Below are 20,245 nucleotides of genomic sequence, written 5' to 3'. Positions count from 1 at the left end.
TATGAGACACATTATTTCACTACTAATGGAAAACCAACCTGGTGCACTTTCTCGCGTGGTTGGCTTGTTTTCTCAGCGTGGCTATAACATTGAATCTTTGAACGTATCGCCAACGGATGATCCAACATTGTCACGTTTGAACGTAACGACGAATTCAAATGAGATGCAGCTAGAGCAGATTCAAAAGCAACTGCACAAGTTAATTGATGTACTCAAAGTACAAGAAGTCTCGGAATTTGAGCATATCGAACGTGAGCTTATGATGGTAAAAGTCAAAGCCAGTGGTTTTGCTCGTGCTGAAGTTAAGCGTACCGCTGACATTTTCCGAGGGCAGATCGTAGATGTCACTGCTTCTCAATATACGGTGCAAATGGCTGGTACGAGTGAAAAGTTGGATGCATTCATTCAAGCGCTTTCTGAAGTGACCGATGTAATAGAAGTTGCTAGAAGTGGTGTAGTGGGTATTGCTCGAGGCGAAAGATCACTGAAAGGTTAAATACCTAATTAGTATTAACTATTTATAAAATTGATAATAAAGCCGCTTTTTTCTAGCGGCTTTTATTTTGTTCAAACTTTACGGTGGTATACTCCTTTCCCCAATTCATAGAGCAGTGAGAAAAGATGAGAAACAAAAAATTAGTGTTTACACTTCTTATCATCAGCATCACTTTTTGCTCTGCTGCTGGCTTGTATTACTTACAACGCTATCAGAATGTTAAACATCAAAGCTTCAACAACACCGCAAAACAAGCCCTACATCAATTAGTGTATACCGAGCGTGAATATAGCGTTTGGCGAGATCAACTTATTTCAGTCATGGAATTGCTTAGCCATAGCCAGCGTTTGATCGAGTTTTCTACTTCTCCGTCTATTCAAAATAAGAAAGTATTAGAGGAAGTATGGGAATCGGTTTTAAGTAACCAAAAGTGGTATACCCAAATTCACTTGCTGGATTTGAACGGTATTGAACAGGTACGAATGAATTATTCCTTCTCTGATGGAATTGTAACGGTGTCTGAGCGTCTGCAAGATAAGTCTCAAAAAAGCTACTTCAGTTATGCGAAAACCTTACGCGATGAAGAAATTAGCGCTTGGGGGATTGAGCTTGAAACCGACCATGGTGAACTTGTTTATCCTTATAAACCCGTTTTAAGAATTATTACCCCCGTATCCGCTAAAGGTCAGGTCGTGGGTTACCTTGTGATTAATATCGATGTTTGGAATCTAGCTTCAAGACTAAATTTCTCTCCAGATCATGATGTAAGAGCCGAAGTGGTTAATGAATCGGGCTATTACATTGCCAGCCACAATAGTAGTAAGCTATTTGGTGACTCTATCCCAGAGCGAAAAGCATTCAACCTTAAAAATATTGCGCCTAAATTATGGGAACATATTTCAGAAGAACAAACCGGTTATGTCTTTGAAGATAATAATTTGTTTGCTTTCAATAAGGTGAGTTTAGCGGCAAAGCAAAAGCTATTTTTAGTAGTTCAACTAAATGAAACACAACTTTTGCAAAAAGCAGAAAGAGATTTGGATGACTTAGCTAAAGAGCAAGTTATTGTACTTTTTGCAATGTTGATTTTTGCTATACCTGTGGCTTTTCTCGTTGTTCACTATCGCCGCAGAAATATTGAAAGTAAGCTGGCGAGAGCAGCATTGAATGGTATGTCTGCTGTGATGATTTCAGATAAATCCCATCGAACGCTCATGGTGAATAATGAATTTGAGAGTATGACTGGGTACGGTAGTGCCTCTCTTGAAGGTAAGAATGCTCTGAAGATTTTATTCGAAAATACCGACGATATCGGAGCCGTCAAACGTATTTGGACGCATTTAGCTGAAGATGACGTTTGGGAAGGTGAGGTGACGTGTAAAACAAAATTACGCTTTCCTTTTACTGCGATTATGCGTGTACATGTCATCAAAAATGCGTCAAATAAGGCAAGCTATTTTATCACCTCGTTAGTCGATATATCAGACCGTAAAGAGCTAGAAGATAGGCTACGAGTCCTAAGTGAACGTGATTCTCTTAGCCAGTTGTGGAACAGGAGAAAGTTCGAAGAGCAACTTGAATACCACGCTCGTTTATGTGAACGCTACCCAAATGAAGCAACCACTTGCTTAGCTCTTGTTGATATCGACCACTTTAAGCGTATTAATGATGAGCTAGGGCACGATGAAGGCGATAGAGTGATTCAAGCCGTCGCACAATTGTTAGTGACAAGCCTGCGCACTACTGACTTTGTTGCTCGAGTTGGAGGTGAGGAGTTTGCTTTGCTCATGCCTCATACATCGTTAGCTGAGGCACAGTTGGTACTTAATCGTTTGAGAGAACAAGTTGAGCAAACCGATGGAACGAAAGTGACAATCAGTATTGGCTTTACTGATTTAACGAATAACAGTACTCGTTCGTATAAGTGTGCGGATATTGCTTTGTATGAATCCAAATCTTCAGGTCGAAACCAAGTTTCTTTGTGTGGCAGCCAAGACGATATCGCTTAGTTTTACGCTACACAGTTATCATTTCCTCCAGTTCTATTTAAACCTCCCTATGATTGTTGATTGTTTGCCCTCAAGCTTTCCGTAATGACCTCTGATAACAGCTTCACTCTGTAATTCCTCCCGTCATTAATTTATGAGCATTAGACTAAAGTCTAATGCTTCACTAAACTGAATTATGGGAAAGATCCTGAGCTTTTATTCTGTTGTTGTCGTTGATGGATAGTTTTACTTGTACGGAATAGCGTTAATCAGTACATGATTAATCAATTCTAATAAGCCATGAGTAACATTAGATAATTTGAATTATTGCTTATTGCTTATTGCTTATTGGGATTGTTTAAGGTGAATAGATTTGGGGATCATACTATCTGGTTTTGAGAGGCTTGGTATGTATGTCGATTGCTTAGTGAGAATCACAATAGGTACACTGGCGATACTTGGCTTTAAGTTAAGTGCATTGTACTTTTTATTGATGGTATTACTGCTCAATACTCACCACAAAGAGTTTTTTGGGTGGTAAAAAAACGGAGCTGAATAGCTCCGTTTTTATATCAATTTATTTGTTAAGCAGCTTCAATCACTTGCTCAATACGCTTCATTGAGCCATGAAGGTGGCTATCCAGTAACTCCGCAGCTTGTTCTGAGTTTTTTGCTAGTACTAGTTTCATGATCATTTCATGCTCATCGATGTTAAACAAGTCATCGGAGACTGAGTTTTCAGTTAATGCTAGGAAGCGGTATCGCTTAACCTGATTAATTAAGTCGCTAAAGAACTCAAACATGTTCTTAGAGTCAGCACCCTCAAGAAGCGCAACATGGAACTGTTGATGACGCTCTTCCCATTCCGCACTATCGAATTCTTCAACAACGTTCTGAATACGTGAAAGCTTGTGGTAAGACGTTAGTACTTCCAATTCCCAGCTTTCATCGCCAGCAGCAATAGCTTTTTTCAATAAAACGGAAGATACAACACGTAGGCTTTCGTACAAGTCGTTCAATTCTTCCTTTGATACAGGAGCAACCCAGCAACCTTTTTGTGGCTCTAGCTTAACGTACTTGCTCCAAGACAATTGAACTAAAGCTTCACGTATTGGTGAAGCACCAACGCAATATTTTTCTTTTAATTCTGCAACAACAAGCTTTTGACCGGGACGTAGATCGCCGTTCAAAATATCTTGGCGAATCATCTTTGCTACTTTGTCAGTTAGAGTTGGACTAGACATTACACACTCTCAATCTTTCTTGGATTTTTGTCTGTCAATTTTCTGATTTGTCATGAGTAGAATAGGAAAATAACAGTACGTGATTCTGGTGTGATAATACAGCGTACTGAAAAATTAGGCAAGATTTGATTCATAAAAAAAGAGGGCATAAGCCCTCTTTTTATATTCTATGTAAAGTTATTTACTTTTTATAGAACTTGTACAGATGCAGTGTTAGTGCAAGAAGCAACTAGAGCACCAGAAACCATTACTACGATATCGCCTTTTTTACCAAGACCAGATTGTAGAGCAATTTCTTTACCATCAATGTAGAAAGCATCAGTGCTTGCGATAGATTCAACAACTACTGGTGTAACACCTTTAGTTAGAACTAGCTGAGCAGCTGTCTTCTGGTTTGTAGTAAGAGCCAGAATGTTTGCAGTTGGGAAGTACTTACGTACTGAACGTGCAGACTTACCGCCTTCAGTAGCAACAACGATTAGAGGAGCAGCTAGCTTCTCTGCTGTGTCTACAGCACCTTTACATACTGCTTCAGTGATACGTAGGCGAGGGCTGTCTAGGCGAGAACCAAGTTCTGCTTTAAGAGCGCCATCAGTACGGTTAGCAATTTGAGCCATGATAGTAACAGCTTCAACTGGGTACTTACCTTTAGCAGTTTCGCCAGAAAGCATTACTGCATCAGTACCATCCATGATTGCGTTCGCAACGTCACCCGCTTCTGCGCGAGTTGGACGTGGGTTGCTGATCATAGAGTCAAGCATTTGAGTTGCAGTGATAACCATCTTACGTGCACGGTTACACTTCTCGATCATCATTTTCTGAGCGAAGATTACTTCTTCAGCTGGGATTTCAACACCTAGGTCACCACGAGCAACCATGATGCCGTCAGAAGCTTCAAGGATTGAATCGAAGTTATCAACACCTTCTTGGTTTTCAATCTTAGAAATGATGTGGATGTTTTCGCCGCCGTTAGCGTTTAGAAGCTCACGGATTTCTTTAACATCGTCTTCTTTACGGATGAAAGAAGCTGCAACGAAATCTACGCCTTGCTCACAACCAAACTTAAGGTCAGCTTTGTCTTTCTCAGAAAGAGCAGGAAGTTGAACAGAAACGCCAGGAAGGTTAACACCTTTGTTTTCGCCTAGAGCACCGTTGTTAAGAACTTTACACTTAACTTCAGTTTCTGTTGTTGCGATAACTTCCATTTCGATTAGGCCGTCATCAACAAGAATTGTGTTACCTGCTGTAAGGTCTTTTGCAAAACCTAGGTAAGTTACTGCTACTACGTCTTTGTTACCAACAACTGTTGAGTCAGTTGTGAAAGTGAACTCTTGACCAGCTACTAGATCTACGTCGTTACCATCTTCTAATTTGATAGTACGAATTTCTGGACCTTTAGTATCTAGAAGGATAGCAAGTTGCTCACCTTTGTTTTCCATTACTTTACGGAAGTTCGCGATACGTGTGCCGTGCTCTGCGAAATCACCGTGAGAGAAGTTTAGACGCATAACGTTCATGCCAGCATCAACTAGTTCAGTTAGCTTCTCTACAGATTCAGTTTTAGGGCCAATCGTACATACGATTTTGGTCTTTTTCATGGAAGGTACTCTCCGGTAAGTATTGTTACAATTTGAAATTTATCTATTGTCTAAAGGTGCTCACTAAATAACTCCAACATTTTGTGCCTGTTGATAAGATTATGAGTGTCGCAATTACCCTTCAGAGTTGTAAGTCTTTCATCAAGTTTAGTCATTTTATGACCAAACTGTTTTGATTCAGCATCGGGTTTCTGTGACTTACACCAACATAACAGGTGAAAGTTGCAGAAAAATAACGGTCAGTTCTGTAATTTTTTTTCTTTTCGGGTGCGGATTCTACCACCGAATCAACTCAATATCACTGCTTAACAATTGTCTTAGGACAAGGTTTTATGTCAAAAGATTAATTTTTTAGATCGAAATAAATAGACTAAATAGTTTCGATGTAACTATAATAAGTTTCAAATCGAAACAATTTGGTCTTTTTTAAATGTCGAAACGAAACACTCAGCTTAGAAGACATACGATTTCTAGCCTCGTAAATGAAAAAGGCGAGGTTAGTGTTGATGAATTATCCGCTAAGTTTGAAACCTCTGAAGTCACAATTAGAAAGGATCTCGCGTCTCTTGAGAAAAATGGTCAGCTTTTACGCCGTTATGGCGGAGCGATTGCATTACCAAAGGAAGTCGCAAGTGATGAAATGAGTCACAAGGTTTCGAATCGAAAGATTTCTCTTGCAAGTGCCGCTGCTGAGCTGATTCGTGACCATAATCGTATTGTTATTGATAGTGGTAGTACGACAGGAGCACTAATTCAGCAATTAAATGGTAAGCGTGGCTTAGTTGTCATGACTAACTCATTACATGTCGCTAGCGCTTTAAATGAATTGGAAAGTGAACCCACTTTATTAATGACAGGTGGAACATGGGATACCCATTCTGAATCATTTCAGGGCCAAGTCGCTGAGTCTGTGTTACGGGCTTACGATTTTGATCAACTTTTTATCGGTGCTGACGGTATTGATTTGGAACGAGGAACAACCACGTTCAATGAATTAGTTGGTCTTAGTAAAGTTATGGCTGAAGTTTCTCGTGAAGTTATCGTCATGGTGGAGTCCGAGAAAGTTGGAAGAAAAATACCTAATCTAGAATTGGCTTGGCAACACATAGATGTATTGATTACAGACGCAGAATTAGCCCAAGAAGCTAAAGCGACCATTGAGTCGCATCAAGTTCGAGTGATCTTAACCAAGCCGGTTTAAATCAAATTTAATAAAAATATCAATTTAACGTCCTACATTTAATCTTTATAGATTGGCTTTTGCTTGCTGCTGTAGGAATAACCAAAATTAATGGAGTATAACCATGTGTGGAATAGTAGGTGCTGTAGCACAACGTGATGTCGCTGAAATTTTAGTAGAAGGCTTACGCCGTTTAGAATACCGCGGGTATGATTCGGCAGGCGTAGCAGTTGTTGATTCTGAAAGTAACCTGACTCGAGTTCGCCGTTTAGGTAAAGTTCAAGAACTTGCTGATGCAGTAAATTCTCAAGATGTTGTTGGTGGTACTGGTATCGCTCACACTCGTTGGGCTACTCATGGTGAGCCATCTGAAGCGAATGCTCACCCACACACGTCTGGTGATGTAGCTGTCGTTCATAATGGCATCATTGAAAACCATGAAGAGCTGCGTACTTTATTACAAGGTCGTGGTTACGAGTTTACTTCTCAAACTGATACTGAAGTGATTGCTCACCTAGTTGAGTGGGAATTGCGTACTTCAGCTTCTCTTATTGAAGCACTTCAAAAGACAGCTAAACAGCTAGAAGGTGCATACGGCACAGTTGCGGTTGATCGTAAAGATCCAAGCCGCATTGTTGTAGCTCGCTCTGGTAGCCCAATTGTTATTGGTTTTGGTGTGGGTGAAAACTTCCTTGCATCAGATCAACTTGCACTATTAAGCGTGACTCGTCGTTTCATGTACCTTGAAGAAGGTGATGTAGCTGAAATTACTCGTCGTGAAGTCACTGTTTTTGATGAAAGTGGTGAGCAGGTTGAGCGTGAAATTACTGAATCTAATGCAGAGCATGACGCTGGTGACAAAGGTGAGTACCGTCACTTCATGCAAAAAGAAATTTTTGAGCAACCAACAGCTTTGATTAACACAATGGAAGGTCGTATTTCAGATACCTCTGTTATCACAAGTGCTATTGGCGTTAGAGCTGAAGAGATCTTAAGTAAAGTTGAACATGTTCAGATTATTGCTTGTGGTACTTCTTACAACTCTGGTATGGCTGCGCGCTACTGGTTTGAGTCACTAGCAGGTGTGAGTTGTGATGTGGAAATCGCATCTGAGTTCCGCTACCGTGATTTCGTTGTACGTCCAAATAGCTTGCTTGTTACTCTTTCACAGTCTGGTGAAACTGCTGATACATTGGCTGCACTTCGTCTTGCAAAAGAGAAAGGCTACATGTCAGCAATGACAATCTGTAATGTTGCGGGCTCTTCTCTTGTTCGCGAATCTGATTTTGCTTTCATGACTCGTGCTGGAACTGAAATTGGTGTGGCATCAACGAAAGCATTTACGACTCAATTAGCTGCGATGCTAATGATGGTAACTTCAATTGGCCGTCTACAAGGTCGTATCAATGAAGAGAAAGAAGCTGAGATCGTAAAAGCACTGCATGAACTTCCTGCTCATATTGAACAAGCGCTTACTCTAGACAAAGAGATTGAAGCATTAGCACCTGACTTTGCAGACAAGCATCACACACTATTCTTAGGTCGTGGCGAGTTCTACCCAATTGCAATGGAAGCATCTCTAAAACTTAAAGAGATCTCATACATTCATGCTGAAGCATACGCTGCTGGCGAGCTGAAGCACGGCCCATTAGCACTTATTGATGCTGATATGCCTGTAGTCGTCGTTGCTCCTAGCAATGATCTTTTAGAGAAGCTGAAATCGAACGTAGAAGAAGTTCGTGCTCGTGGTGGTTTACTGTATGTATTTGCAGATGCAGATGCAGGCTTTGAAGGTGATGAAAATATGAAAATCATCAAAATGCCACATGTAAGCGAAATTACAGCGCCAATCTACTACACAGTACCAATGCAATTATTGTCTTACCATGTTGCTTTGATTAAAGGTACTGATGTCGATCAGCCTCGTAACTTAGCGAAGGCCGTTACAGTCGAATAATATTCAGTAGTAATGAGAGGTTGGCTATTGATTTGGCAATGTAATATTACATTTATTTGTGGTGTTAAATAATTTATTGGTCGCAGCTTATGGAAGATTCAATTTGAATAAAGCCTAAAGCTGCTAACTTTATAGATGCGGGTAATCAACTACTAATAAAGTCGATACCATCTTTGCTTTGTTGCTGACTGGAATAAACGAGAGCCTAGTGCTCTCGTTTTTTATTTATAGTCTAGTTATGCAGCGACCAGTACGTAAATGTCGGCTGGAAGATATAAAGTGCCTAGAAAGCAAAAAGCCAGAGCAGCGTAAACTGTTCTGGCTTTTTTAATTTGGTGGCCCCTCCCAGATTTGAACTGGGGACCGAACGATTATGAGTCGTGCGCTCTAACCACTGAGCTAAGGGGCCGATAGGGGATAGATTATAGGGGATGCTTTTTACTGTGTCTAGCTTCGATATAGCGGTTATAGAGACAAATTGTACGGATTGCGATTATATATTAACCACTTAAATCAGTGGGATACAAAAAAGGTGAGCTAGTGCTCACCTTTTATATTTTCTGATTAAAAGTTAATCACACTTTAATCTGTAATTACTCGTCTAAGAAGCTGCGCAGAGTTTCTGAACGGCTTGGGTGACGAAGCTTACGAAGTGCTTTTGCTTCAATCTGACGGATACGTTCACGAGTAACGTCGAACTGTTTACCAACCTCTTCTAGAGTGTGGTCTGTGTTCATATCGATACCAAAACGCATACGCAGTACTTTTGCTTCACGAGGTGTTAGACCTGCTAGTACATCTTTAGTCGCGCCACGTAGACTTGTTGCTGTCGCAGAGTCTAGTGGAAGCTCTAGAGTTGTATCTTCAATGAAGTCACCTAGGTGCGAATCTTCGTCGTCACCGATAGGTGTTTCCATTGAGATTGGCTCTTTAGCGATTTTCAGTACTTTACGAATCTTGTCTTCAGGCATTTGCATGCGTTCTGCAAGCTCTTCCGGAAGAGGCTCACGACCCATCTCTTGTAGCATTTGACGAGAGATACGGTTTAGTTTGTTGATCGTTTCGATCATATGAACCGGAATACGGATAGTACGAGCTTGGTCGGCAATTGAACGAGTGATAGCTTGACGGATCCACCAAGTAGCGTAAGTAGAGAACTTGTAACCACGACGGTATTCAAACTTATCTACGGCTTTCATCAGACCGATGTTACCTTCTTGGATTAGATCCAGGAATTGTAGACCACGGTTTGTGTACTTCTTAGCAATCGAGATTACTAGACGTAAGTTTGCTTCAACCATCTCTTTTTTCGCACGGCGAGCTTTCGCTTCACCGATAGACATACGACGGCTGATATCTTTAATGCTTTGAACTGTTAAAGATGTTTCACGTTCAATAATGTCTAGTTTTTGAATAGAGCGACGGATGTCATGCTCATTGCGTCTGATTTTTTCTGCGTATGGTTTGTCAGAAGCTAATACTTCATCTAACCATGCTTCACTAGATTCGTTACCAGTAAATAGTGCAATGAAAGATTTCTTCGGCATTTTGCCGTACTCAACAGTTTGACGCATGATTAGGCGTTCTTGAGTACGTACACGATCCATTGAAGTTCGAAGTTGTTTTACCAGGTAATCAAATTGCTTCGGCGTTAGACGGAACTCTTTGAAAACATCTTGCATCATTGTTGTTGCAAGTACTGCCTTCGGACTGTCAAGACCATATTCATTGATTGCAAGTTGACGATTTTGGTAGCTAGTGCGTAAAGCAGTAAACTTCTCAAGAGCAAGCTCAGGGTCGATGCCTGTGTCTTCTTCTTCCTCGTCTTCGTCGTCTTCGCCTTCTTTATTTTCGCCGTCTTCATCTTTTAGATCAGTTTCAGCAAGTTCAGAACCGATGTGAGTCGCTGTTGGCGCGGCTGTGCCGTCATCATCAGGGTCAACGAAGCCATTGATTAGATCCGTTAAGCGTAGCTCTTCAGCTTGAACCTTGTCGAACTGTTCCAAGATATATGGAATAGTGCCAGGGTATTCAGCAACTGAAAGTTGAACTTGGTTAATACCATCTTCGATACGCTTAGCGATATCGATTTCGCCTTCACGAGTTAGTAGCTCAACAGTACCCATTTCACGCATGTACATGCGGACGGGATCTGTTGTACGACCAATTTCGCTTTCTACGCTTGATAGAGCGGCAGCAGCAGCTTCAGCTGCATCTTCATCTATATTGGTATCGTCATCATTTAGAGCAAGATCATCAGCATCAGGAGCAGTTTCAACTACCTTAATACCCATGTCGTTGATCATCTGAATAATGTCTTCTACCTGCTCAGAATCAACAATTTCTGCAGGTAGGTGGTCGTTTACTTCGGCGTAGGTCAGATAGCCTTGTTCCTTGCCTTTAATAACAAGTAATTTTAGCTGTGACTGCGGATTTTGATCCATAGATGATATCCAACTTCAGGTCTGGTGAAGGACGTTGCATTTTTGATGCAAACCGTAAATTCTAACAAATTGATTGATTTCTGACTAGCCAAGTAGGGTTACGCTTTTAAATCTAGCATAAGTGCTAGCAGCTCCCTTTTTTCTTCGGCTGATAAACCGATGCTTCTTGCTTTAGCTTGTAGATTTTCAATTTGTTTTTCCACGCACTGGGCAAGTATATTGTCCAATGAGTCTAAAAATATATCTTCTTGATTGTCTTCATCGAGGGGGATCTCCCAACTCGCAAGACGAGACAGAAGTGTCTCATTTTTACTATCGCGCCAATGTTCTAATAATTGACCCGTGTTGATATGGGGATTCGAACGGCACTTATCAAGTACTTCTGTTAATAAACTTAACCCTGGGAGAGCAAGCTCTTTCACACTTGATAAATCCGGTACCATATCAGCATAGCTCGGATTTTGAATAAGCAAAGCAATAACCTCTCGCATTGGTGTTCGCTTCAACTCTTTATGAGGTTGAGGTTTATTACCTTGGTTGTGGTTTCTTGTTCTTCTTAATTGGTTATCAAAACCAGTTCTTTCATCCAGTAATTTCTCTAATAATTCTTGGAAATAACTGTCTGGAATTTTATTTATCATGGCACTGGCATGAGCGCGCAGTGCAGACTTCCCTTCATTTGTCCCTAGATTAAGCTGATGCAGTTCAATCAAGTTATCAAATAAGTAGGTAGAAAGAGGAGTTGCATTCTGAACTAAATGCTCAAACGCTTCTTTCCCATTTTCTCTGATATAACTATCTGGGTCTTCGCCATCAGGTAAGAACAAAAATTTCAAAGTATTACCTGTCTTCAGGTATTCCAATGAATTTTCTAATGCGCGCCATGCGGCTTCTTTACCTGCTCGGTCACCATCGTAGCAACTCACTACGGTATTTGTTTGGCGAAATAGCATTTGAACATGGTCGCCAGTAGTTGATGTACCTAATGATGCGACCGAGTAATCTACACCATATTGAGCCAGAGCGACTACATCCATATAGCCTTCAACGACTAATATTTGAGGCGGTTCACGATATGCTTGTAGGACTTCATAAAGCCCGTATAGCTCTTTACCTTTATGAAAGATCGGAGTTTCAGGTGAGTTAAGGTATTTAGGTGTACCATCACCCAATACTCGCCCACCAAAGCCAATAGCGCGGCCACGTCGGTCTCGAATTGGAAACATAACCCGACCACGAAAGCGGTCGTATCGGTTGCCTTTATCGTTTTCAATTAACATGCCGCCAGTGACGAGCATGTCTTGAGCATCTTTCTGCTGACCAAAGTTCTTTCGAACTAAGTCCCATTCATCAGCGACATAGCCTATACCAAACTTCTGGACAATCTCGCCTGATAAACCTCGGTTCTTGAGATACTCAATTGCTGGTTTGTTAGCCGATAATTTTAGTTGAGAACGATAAAATTGGCTAATCCCCTCCATTAAATCATAGAGGTTACGCTTTTGTTCTGAATTAGCTCGGGGTGCTGTTGTGATAGCGCCGCTACGCTGTTCGCGAGGGACTTCTAATCCGAGATATGACGCTAGTTCTTCTATAGCTTCAACAAAGTCGAGACGTTCGAACTCCATAATGAAGTCGATAGCATTGCCATGCACGCCACAACCAAAGCAGTGATAAAACTGTTTTTCTTGGCTTACGCTGAAAGAAGGGGTCTTCTCGTTGTGGAATGGACAACAAGCACCATAGTTTTTGCCTTTTTTCTTAAGTTTCACGCGTGCGTCCACAATATCGACAATGTCGAGACGCGCTAGGAGATCATCGATGAAACTACGCGGGATGTGTCCTGCCATAAAACCTTAGAAAAAAGCACTAACTAGAGGAGTAGATAATAGTTAGGTATTAGTGATAATTGAATAGGCTATAGATACAAACAAGCCGTGCTTTCCAAAGGATTGCACGGCTTGTTGCAATTTGATTTGGGATTAAGCGAGTTTAGAACGAACTAAACCACTAACTTTACCCATATCTGCACGCCCTTGAATTTGTGGTTTCAAGATAGCCATTACTTTACCCATGTCTTGCATGCCCGTAGGTTGAGCTTCCGCGATTGCGCTATCAAGTAGTGCAATAACTTCTTCTTCTGTTAACGGTTGAGGCATAAAGCCTTCAAGTACAGTAATTTCTGCTTTTTCCACGTCAGCAAGATCTTGACGATTTGCTGATTCATATTGAGCAACAGAATCGCGACGTTGCTTAACCATTTTAACTAATATAGCAATGATGTCGTCGTCGTTCAGAGTGATCCGTTCGTCAACTTCACGTTGCTTAATTGCTGAAAGAGCTAAGCGGATAGTGCCAAGGCGCGGTTTGTCCTTGGCTTTCATCGCTAATTTTTGCTCTTCTTTGAGTTGTTCAATAAGAGCCATAACTCAGTCCTTATGGATTAAGTTATTAGTACAGACGAACGCGACGTGCGTTTTCGCGAGCTAGCTTCTTAGCGTGACGCTTTTGAGCTGCTGCTTTAGCGCGTTTGCGAACTGTAGTTGGCTTTTCGTAATGCTCACGACGACGCACTTCAGAAAGGATACCTGCTTTTTCACAAGAGCGCTTGAAACGACGTAGTGCAACGTCGAACGGTTCGTTTTCACGTACTTTAACTATTGGCATATGCCTTTCACCTCAGGGGTTATTCATTATCGCTGGTTACTCAGTACCAAATCAGAGAAGTTACCCATCGAGCTAACTCTCTATTCGCGTTTGGCCATTAACCAGCTTGATCAAAAATGGTGCGGAATTTTAATCCGATCACAGTGGCTTTGTAAAGCACTTTGTCGATTATAGTCTGTACAATATTTGTTTGAAGAGCTTAGGCAGGGTAATATTGCGCTAATTTCCCATTTTAGACGAAAGCGTGCCGAGAAAATTATGCGCATTATTGGTATTGAAACCTCTTGTGATGAAACAGGAATCGCAATTTATGATGATGAGCAGGGGCTGCTTTCTCATCAATTATACAGTCAAGTTAAGCTGCACGCTGACTATGGTGGTGTGGTTCCAGAGCTTGCATCGCGTGATCACGTAAAAAAGACCATCCCACTGATTAAAGCGGCATTGGCTGAAGCTAATCTGACGTCAAAAGATATTGATGGTGTGGCTTACACTGCTGGACCTGGTTTAGTCGGTGCATTGCTTGTTGGTGCAACGATTGGGCGCAGTATTGCTTACGCTTGGGGTGTGCCTGCAGTGCCTGTTCACCACATGGAAGGTCACTTGCTTGCTCCGATGTTAGAAGATAACCCACCACCATTCCCATTTGTTGCTCTGCTGGTTTCTGGTGGTCACACCATGATGGTAGAAGTGAAGGGGATTGGTGAGTATAAAATTTTAGGTGAGTCTATTGATGATGCCGCTGGTGAAGCCTTTGATAAAACAGCTAAGTTGATGGGGCTAGATTACCCAGGTGGACCATTGCTGTCTCGATTGGCTGAAAAAGGCACTCCTGGTCGTTTTAAATTCCCACGTCCAATGACAGATCGCCCTGGTTTAGACATGAGCTTTTCTGGTCTTAAAACATTCGCTGCAAATACTATTCGAGCAAATGATGACGATGAGCAAACTCGTGCTGACATTGCTTATGCGTTCCAAGAAGCTGTGTGTGGCACCTTGGTAATCAAGTGTAAGCGCGCATTGGCACAGACAGGCATGAAACGTATAGTGATTGCAGGCGGCGTAAGTGCAAATAAGCAGTTACGTGTAGAGCTTGAAGCGCTTGCCAACAAAATTGGTGGTGAGGTGTATTACCCGCGCACTGAGTTTTGTACCGATAATGGTGCGATGATCGCTTATGCAGGAATGCAACGCCTTAAAAATGGCGAAGTGGCAGATTTATCTGTCCACGCTACACCTCGTTGGCCTATTGACCAGCTAGAGCCAGTGGCATAACAGTTTGAATTTTTACTGGTGTTTTATTTGCTGATGCATTATTTACTGATGCACTAATGTCCATGTATTTCTAAACGGTCGCTCTTATAGCGACCGTTTTGTTAGGTAAAGAAAGTAGGAAGAGAAATGGAAAAGTTTACGATAGACAATCAGACAATGACCTATGTCGACCAAGGTGAAGGACCTGTTTTAGTTTTAGGTCATAGTTACCTTTGGGATAGCAAAATGTGGCTACCTCAGATTGAAGCTCTTAGTCAATCCTATCGCTGTATCGTGCCTGACTTATGGTCTCATGGCTCTTCTGAATCAGCCCCTACAGCTATGCGTAACTTAAAAGACTATGCCCAGCATATTCTGTCTTTATTAGATCATTTAGAGATCCAAGATTTTTCTATTATAGGTCTATCTGTTGGTGGCATGTGGGGAACCGAGTTAACGGCGTTAGCGCCTTCTCGCGTCAAATCTTTAGTGCTGATGGATACATTTGTAGGCCTAGAGCCAGAAGTTGCCCATGCTAAATATTTTGAAATGTTAGCTGGTATTGAACAACTTAAATCGGTTCCTCAACCTATTGTTGATGCTGTTGTTCCATTATTTTTTGCTAATGATGCACAAACAGGTAACCCTGGTCTGGTTGATGATTTTGCACAAACTCTATCTAAAATACAGGGTGAGCATGCAGAGCAAGTTGCACGAATTGGGCGTATGGTCTTTGGGCGACGAGATCTAATTGATACGGTTGAGCAGTTTGCTTTACCTGTTTTAGTGGCTGTTGGACAAGAAGATAAGCCAAGACCAGTTTTAGAGTCTTACTTAATGCATGATTGCATCACTGGAAGTGAACTTGTGCAAATTCCAAAGGCAGGACATATCAGCAACTTAGAACAACCAGAATTTGTAACAGATATGCTCGAAACCTTTTTAGCGAAAGTTTACGGTTAGAATGGTTACCTAGCTACTAGCCATTAACTGTTAACCATTAAGAGCATCAACCAATCATCTTGATTATTTTAGTGTGGTTGAGCGTAATAAAAATCAGTTTAGTATCTGTTGTTTCATTAGCTCCAATATTTAACTCATGTAGAAATACCTTTTCTAACAAGTTAATAGGCTAATGATCATGTACTAAGCTGATTTTTTTTGTCCAATTTTTGGTTCGCTTCCATCAATTAAGCGGCGAATGTTTTGATGATGTCGCAAGACAATCAAGCAGCAAAGCATAGCGACTGGCAAGGTGTACTGTGGTTTAACTAACCACGCATAAAACGGAGCAAGTAATACGGTTACAATTGCAGCGAGAGAAGAATATCGAAATATAAAAGCAATGATTAACCATGTCGCCATGATCATTCCTGTTAGATCTAAACCTATCGGAGCGATGGCACCCAAGGCCGTTGCGACACCTTTTCCACCTTTAAAGTGGAAGAAAAGGGGATACATATGACCTAAGCAGGAAGCGATGGCAATGACACCAAGAATAACGGCATCAATATTCAGGAAGTACCCTAGCCAAACTGGGATCGTTCCTTTCAGCATGTCACAAAGAAGCACTGATGCGGCCGCATATTTCCCACCCATACGTAACACATTGGTCGCGCCTGGGTTATTTGATCCAACCGTTCTAGGGTCTGGCAAACGGACGACACGGCAAATTAAGACAGCACTAGAGATTGAACCCAGTAAGTAGGCTGCAATAATCATAATGAGTGCTAAAGGGGTCATGTTTGTCCTTAAACAGGGTAATAAGTTTTAACACTTGGAAAGTAACGCTTTATTTAAGAGTCAATGCTTTATCCAAGAGTAATTGATATCATATCTCTAATCCTGTAAATAATACGTTTTTTTCCCTCATTTGGGTATCCGACCTCTAAAAGGACAAGTCATGGCTCTGGATAAAGTTTTCATTGAACAGCTAGAAGTAATTACGACAATTGGTGTCTACGATTGGGAACAAGAAATTAAGCAAAAGCTTGTTCTTGATATTGAAATGGCGCATGACAACCGACCAGCAGGCAAAAGCGATGACGTGGTTGATGCCCTTGATTACTCGAAAGTCAGTACTTTGGTATTGGATCATATTGAAAATGGACGATTCCTGTTGGTTGAGCGTGTAGCGGAAGAAATTGCTGAATTAATCATGGAGCAATTTTCAGTTCCTTGGATCAAAATTCGCTTAGCGAAACCGGGAGCCGTACCTCAAGCTAAATCCGTTGGTGTGGTTATCGAACGAGGTCAGGCGTGACACTTGCCTATGTTGGTGTCGGAACCAACATAGATCGAGATAAGCATGCAAAAGCGGCGTGGGCTGAATTAAACTCCCTTGGAAGAAACCTTCGCTGTTCGGTGATTTACCACTGCGAGCCAGTTGGTTTTGACAGCCATGCGTTTTATAACTTCGTTATAGAACTTGAAACTTCACTATCATTGACTGAATTTTCACACGAACTGCGTAAAATAGAGTTTAAATGGGGTCGGTCGGAGAATGCGCATAAGCTACAAGATCGTACCCTTGATCTTGATATTGTGCTCTTTGGTGATGTGGTTTCCAAACATTCTCCAGAATTACCTCGAAGTGATATTTTTAAATATCCTTTTGTAACACAACCACTTTATGATCTCTGTCCTGCGAGAGTGATCCCGCAAGACGGACGAACCGTCAGTGAAATATGGCAGAAAATGGAACATTTAGATTCCTTATCTGTAGTAGACATAAAATTATAATTTAAAGGTAAGTAATGAGTTATTTTGAAGCGTTTATTTTGGCTTTGGTACAAGGCTTTACCGAATTTTTGCCGATCTCGAGTTCGGCACATTTGATCTTGCCTTCTGCGGTATTGGGTTGGGAAGATCAAGGCTTAGCATTTGATGTGGCCGTTCATGTGGGTACGCTAACTGCAGTTGTTATTTACTTCCGAAAAGAAGTGGTATCGCTACTTAGTGCGTTTTTCGCCTCAATATTTAAAGGCGATAGAAGTAAAGAAGCGAAGCTAGCCTGGCTTATTATTCTGGCTACGATTCCTGCTTGTATCTTCGGTCTTCTGATGAAAGATATCATTGAGATCTACTTACGTAGTGCATGGGTCATTGCAACGACGACCATCGTCTTTGGTTTGTTGTTGTGGTGGGTAGATAAGAACGCTTCACTACGTGATGATGAATACCAAGCCGGTTGGAAGAAAGCTTTGTTTATTGGTCTAGCTCAGGCTATGGCGATTATCCCGGGTACGTCTCGTTCAGGCGCGACAATTACTGCGGCTCTTTACCTTGGCTTTACTCGTGAAGCGGCTGCTCGTTTCTCGTTCCTGATGTCAATTCCAATCATTACACTTGCTGGTGGCTATTTAGGCTTAAAGCTTGTTACTAGTGGTGAGGTGATAGATGCTGGTGTGCTTCTGGCGGGTATCGTCGTTTCATTTATTAGTGCGTATATTTGTATCCATTTCTTCTTGAAGCTTATCTCGCGTATGGGCATGACACCATTTGTGATCTACCGATTACTACTTGGTATTGGTTTATTCGCCTTTTTGATTAGTACTCAATAATTAGTTTTTAGTAAGAAAGTCTTCTCCTCAAATGGATTAGAGCCTGCTCTAAAATGAATATAAACAAAAAGACCTCGCCAGAAATGGTGAGGTCTTTTTTAGTTTATGGTGGATTGTTGGGAGTAGGTTAGCCGACCTTGGTCACTTAAGTCGGCATAATCCAGTATTGATGTAATTTTAAATCACAAGAGCATTAATGCTTCACTTCAAATCGATTAACCCAGTTTTCAAGCTCATTCGAAAGTGAGGCTAGAGTTTGAGTACTGTTATGGCTTTCTGTCACCACATCACTTAATTGGTTACCACTTTCTTCAATCATATTAATACGTTTCGAAATATCATCACTTACTTGCGTCTGTTCTGCTGCTGCTGTCGCGATTTGATGACTCATTGAAGAAATGGACTCAAGAGCGACAACAATCTGTTGGAGAGCTTCTGAAGCGTTTTGAGATTCCGTCACTGTGCTTTGACTGGTTTCAGCACATACACCCATAGTTTGAATTGCGTTTCGTGAGCCTTCTTGAAGGTTATTGATCATCAATTGAATTTCTTTAGTGCTTGCTTGAGTCCTACCCGCTAGGTTTCGAACTTCATCAGCTACAACAGCAAAGCCTCTGCCTTGCTCACCCGCTCTGGCTGCTTCAATTGCTGCATTTAGCGCGAGTAGGTTAGTTTGCTCGGCAATGTCACCAATCACATCAAGCACTTTCACGATGTTATTTACATCATTGCCTAAATCAGCAACTGCATCACTTGCTGTGTTGAGTTGGCTTGCCAATCCTTGAATATTATCCACGGTGTTATGAATTAGCTGCTGAGTATGTTGGCTTTGCTTATCTGCTTCATCTGTGTTTCTTGCTGTATCACCAGCAGAGTCTGCAACATTATTGGCAGAAGATGCCATCTCAGTCATTGCAGTAGCGATCATTTCAGTGGATTGCTGCTGAGTATCTGTCAGTTGTGCAATAGAACCGGCACGTGACTCAACACTGTGTAATTCAGAGCGTAGTGCAAGCATTGAAGTGTTTAGGTTTGAAACGAGATCTGCCAGTGACAAACTCATTTGCTGTACCGCTTGGTAGATACTTCCAGGTACTGCCTCTGTATCAAAAGAAGTTTGTATTTTACCTTGAGCCACCGCTTGTACTGCTTCGCGTACATCTTTAGGTTCACCACCCAATAAAGCAAGCATGCGCTTAATTGAAACAATTAAGCTGGTTAGGATAACGGCTGCAATCACTAAGCAGAGAAACAACTGCCATTGTGCGGTAGACCAAAAACGTGCATTCACTTCATTAAAGCCAATACCAGTACCAACAACCCAGCCCCAGTGTGGGGTCTTTTCAGCTATTGATAATTTTTCTTCGATGGTTCCGTCTGGTAGCTTTTGAGTCCATGTGTATTCAACTATTTGACCCGTTCTATTACCTAGTACTCTTTCGATTAGCTGACCAACACTGTTTCCGTCGCCATCTTTAAAATCATTAAAGCTTGTGCCGTGTAACTGTGGATCTAGTGGTGTTGCTACAAATGTCATGTTTTCATCTGCAACATAAACATATTCATTATCTTTGTAGATGTTGTTGCGAAGTAGGCGAGTCGCCAGTTGTTTTGCTTGGTCTTCTTCTAGCGTGCCATCAATAGCCATTTTCTCAACTTCAGTTAAGATGCTATACGCACTTTTAAAAAGTTCTGTTACACGGGCTTTATTGTCCATGTCACTTGCAACTCTTAAGGTCCAAAGGCCTGTAGCGGTTAAGACAAGTAGTGCCGCGAGTATTACGGTGGATAATAGATAAGCTTGCGTTTTTAATTTCATACTTCCTCACACAGCGATAAATCAAAAGATAATAT

General features: G+C 41.4%; 18 protein-coding genes and 1 tRNA gene. 10 read left to right on the top strand and 9 right to left on the bottom strand.

Annotation, left to right across the window (positions count from 1 at the left end; translation table 11 throughout):
* The first annotated feature begins 1 nt into the window (after nucleotide 1).
* The 3 genes from ilvN to F0226_RS06360 all read left to right on the top strand — a co-directional run bounded on the left by ilvN (nucleotide 2) and on the right by F0226_RS06360 (nucleotide 3,025).
* On the top strand, nucleotides 2–496 hold the full coding sequence (gene ilvN / locus F0226_RS06370; protein ID WP_171734867.1) for an acetolactate synthase small subunit: 495 nt from the start codon (nucleotides 2–4) through the stop codon (nucleotides 494–496).
* Between the two features lie 125 nt (nucleotides 497–621).
* Complete coding sequence (locus F0226_RS06365) at nucleotides 622–2,505, top strand: diguanylate cyclase (RefSeq protein ID WP_171734866.1); 1,884 nt, start codon at nucleotides 622–624, stop codon at nucleotides 2,503–2,505.
* Between the two features lie 352 nt (nucleotides 2,506–2,857).
* Nucleotides 2,858–3,025, top strand: a complete 168-nt coding sequence (locus tag F0226_RS06360) for a hypothetical protein (protein ID WP_171734853.1) — start codon at nucleotides 2,858–2,860, stop codon at nucleotides 3,023–3,025.
* A gap of 43 nt (nucleotides 3,026–3,068) precedes the next feature.
* On the opposite strand, the gene F0226_RS06355 is transcribed toward F0226_RS06360, so the two are convergent.
* Entirely contained in the window at nucleotides 3,069–3,728 is a 660-nt protein-coding gene (locus F0226_RS06355; protein ID WP_171734865.1) for an FCD domain-containing protein, read from the bottom strand.
* A gap of 188 nt (nucleotides 3,729–3,916) precedes the next feature.
* The gene (gene pykF / locus F0226_RS06350) at nucleotides 3,917–5,326 is read right to left on the bottom strand and encodes a pyruvate kinase PykF (protein ID WP_171734864.1); all 1,410 of its coding nucleotides are present in this window, start codon (nucleotides 5,324–5,326) and stop codon (nucleotides 3,917–3,919) included.
* Nucleotides 5,327–5,756: 430 nt separating this feature from the next.
* On the opposite strand from pykF, the gene F0226_RS06345 reads away from it, so the two are divergent.
* Together F0226_RS06345 and glmS are read left to right on the top strand one after the other, a co-directional pair.
* A complete protein-coding gene (locus tag F0226_RS06345) occupies nucleotides 5,757–6,527 on the top strand; it encodes a DeoR family transcriptional regulator (protein WP_171734863.1) in 771 nt (256 codons plus the stop codon).
* Between the two features lie 103 nt (nucleotides 6,528–6,630).
* Complete coding sequence (gene glmS, locus F0226_RS06340) at nucleotides 6,631–8,463, top strand: glutamine--fructose-6-phosphate transaminase (isomerizing) (RefSeq protein WP_171734862.1); 1,833 nt, start codon at nucleotides 6,631–6,633, stop codon at nucleotides 8,461–8,463.
* 333 nt (nucleotides 8,464–8,796) lie between these two features.
* On the opposite strand, the gene F0226_RS06335 is transcribed toward glmS, so the two are convergent.
* The 5 genes from F0226_RS06335 to rpsU all read right to left on the bottom strand — a co-directional run bounded on the left by F0226_RS06335 (nucleotide 8,797) and on the right by rpsU (nucleotide 13,574).
* Nucleotides 8,797–8,872, bottom strand: a tRNA-Ile gene (locus F0226_RS06335).
* 184 nt (nucleotides 8,873–9,056) lie between these two features.
* Nucleotides 9,057–10,907, bottom strand: a complete 1,851-nt coding sequence (gene rpoD / locus F0226_RS06330; RefSeq protein ID WP_171734861.1) for an RNA polymerase sigma factor RpoD — start codon at nucleotides 10,905–10,907, stop codon at nucleotides 9,057–9,059.
* A 98-nt stretch (nucleotides 10,908–11,005) separates the two neighbouring features.
* Nucleotides 11,006–12,757 (bottom strand): DNA primase, encoded by a 1,752-nt coding sequence (gene dnaG, locus F0226_RS06325; protein ID WP_171734860.1) that lies wholly within the window; start codon nucleotides 12,755–12,757, stop codon nucleotides 11,006–11,008.
* Nucleotides 12,758–12,889: 132 nt separating this feature from the next.
* Nucleotides 12,890–13,333 carry a GatB/YqeY domain-containing protein gene (locus F0226_RS06320; protein ID WP_171734859.1) on the bottom strand — a complete coding sequence of 148 codons (444 nt, stop codon included), beginning with the start codon at nucleotides 13,331–13,333 and terminating at the stop codon, nucleotides 12,890–12,892.
* A gap of 25 nt (nucleotides 13,334–13,358) precedes the next feature.
* The gene (gene rpsU, locus F0226_RS06315) at nucleotides 13,359–13,574 is read right to left on the bottom strand and encodes a 30S ribosomal protein S21 (protein WP_004396009.1); all 216 of its coding nucleotides are present in this window, start codon (nucleotides 13,572–13,574) and stop codon (nucleotides 13,359–13,361) included.
* A gap of 258 nt (nucleotides 13,575–13,832) precedes the next feature.
* On the opposite strand from rpsU, the gene tsaD reads away from it, so the two are divergent.
* Nucleotides 13,833–14,849 (top strand): tRNA (adenosine(37)-N6)-threonylcarbamoyltransferase complex transferase subunit TsaD, encoded by a 1,017-nt coding sequence (gene tsaD, locus F0226_RS06310; RefSeq protein WP_137374453.1) that lies wholly within the window; start codon nucleotides 13,833–13,835, stop codon nucleotides 14,847–14,849.
* Between the two features lie 126 nt (nucleotides 14,850–14,975).
* A complete protein-coding gene (locus F0226_RS06305; protein WP_171734858.1) occupies nucleotides 14,976–15,791 on the top strand; it encodes an alpha/beta fold hydrolase in 816 nt (271 codons plus the stop codon).
* A 183-nt stretch (nucleotides 15,792–15,974) separates the two neighbouring features.
* On the opposite strand, the gene plsY is transcribed toward F0226_RS06305, so the two are convergent.
* The gene (gene plsY, locus F0226_RS06300; RefSeq protein WP_171734857.1) at nucleotides 15,975–16,571 is read right to left on the bottom strand and encodes a glycerol-3-phosphate 1-O-acyltransferase PlsY; all 597 of its coding nucleotides are present in this window, start codon (nucleotides 16,569–16,571) and stop codon (nucleotides 15,975–15,977) included.
* Nucleotides 16,572–16,731: 160 nt separating this feature from the next.
* On the opposite strand from plsY, the gene folB reads away from it, so the two are divergent.
* From folB to F0226_RS06285, 3 genes are read left to right on the top strand one after another with little or no spacing between them, the layout of a single operon-like run.
* Complete coding sequence (folB, locus tag F0226_RS06295) at nucleotides 16,732–17,091, top strand: dihydroneopterin aldolase (protein WP_171734856.1); 360 nt, start codon at nucleotides 16,732–16,734, stop codon at nucleotides 17,089–17,091.
* On the top strand, nucleotides 17,088–17,570 hold the full coding sequence (gene folK / locus F0226_RS06290; RefSeq protein WP_171734855.1) for a 2-amino-4-hydroxy-6-hydroxymethyldihydropteridine diphosphokinase: 483 nt from the start codon (nucleotides 17,088–17,090) through the stop codon (nucleotides 17,568–17,570). The genes folB and folK overlap by 4 nt, the downstream gene beginning before the upstream one ends.
* 14 nt (nucleotides 17,571–17,584) lie before the next feature.
* On the top strand, nucleotides 17,585–18,391 hold the full coding sequence (locus tag F0226_RS06285; RefSeq protein ID WP_137374458.1) for an undecaprenyl-diphosphate phosphatase: 807 nt from the start codon (nucleotides 17,585–17,587) through the stop codon (nucleotides 18,389–18,391).
* Between the two features lie 193 nt (nucleotides 18,392–18,584).
* Here F0226_RS06285 and F0226_RS06280 read toward each other — a convergent pair whose 3' ends face one another.
* Nucleotides 18,585–20,210, bottom strand: coding sequence for a methyl-accepting chemotaxis protein (locus F0226_RS06280; RefSeq protein WP_171734854.1), 1,626 nt, complete (start codon nucleotides 20,208–20,210; stop codon nucleotides 18,585–18,587).
* Nucleotides 20,211–20,245 lie beyond the last annotated feature (35 nt).

This window comes from Vibrio sp. 99-70-13A1 (assembly GCF_013114625.1).
Classification (GTDB): Bacteria; Pseudomonadota; Gammaproteobacteria; order Enterobacterales; family Vibrionaceae; genus Vibrio.
The sequence above is the reverse complement of the archived record's forward strand: the minus strand, read 5'-3'. Positions and strand labels throughout refer to the sequence as shown.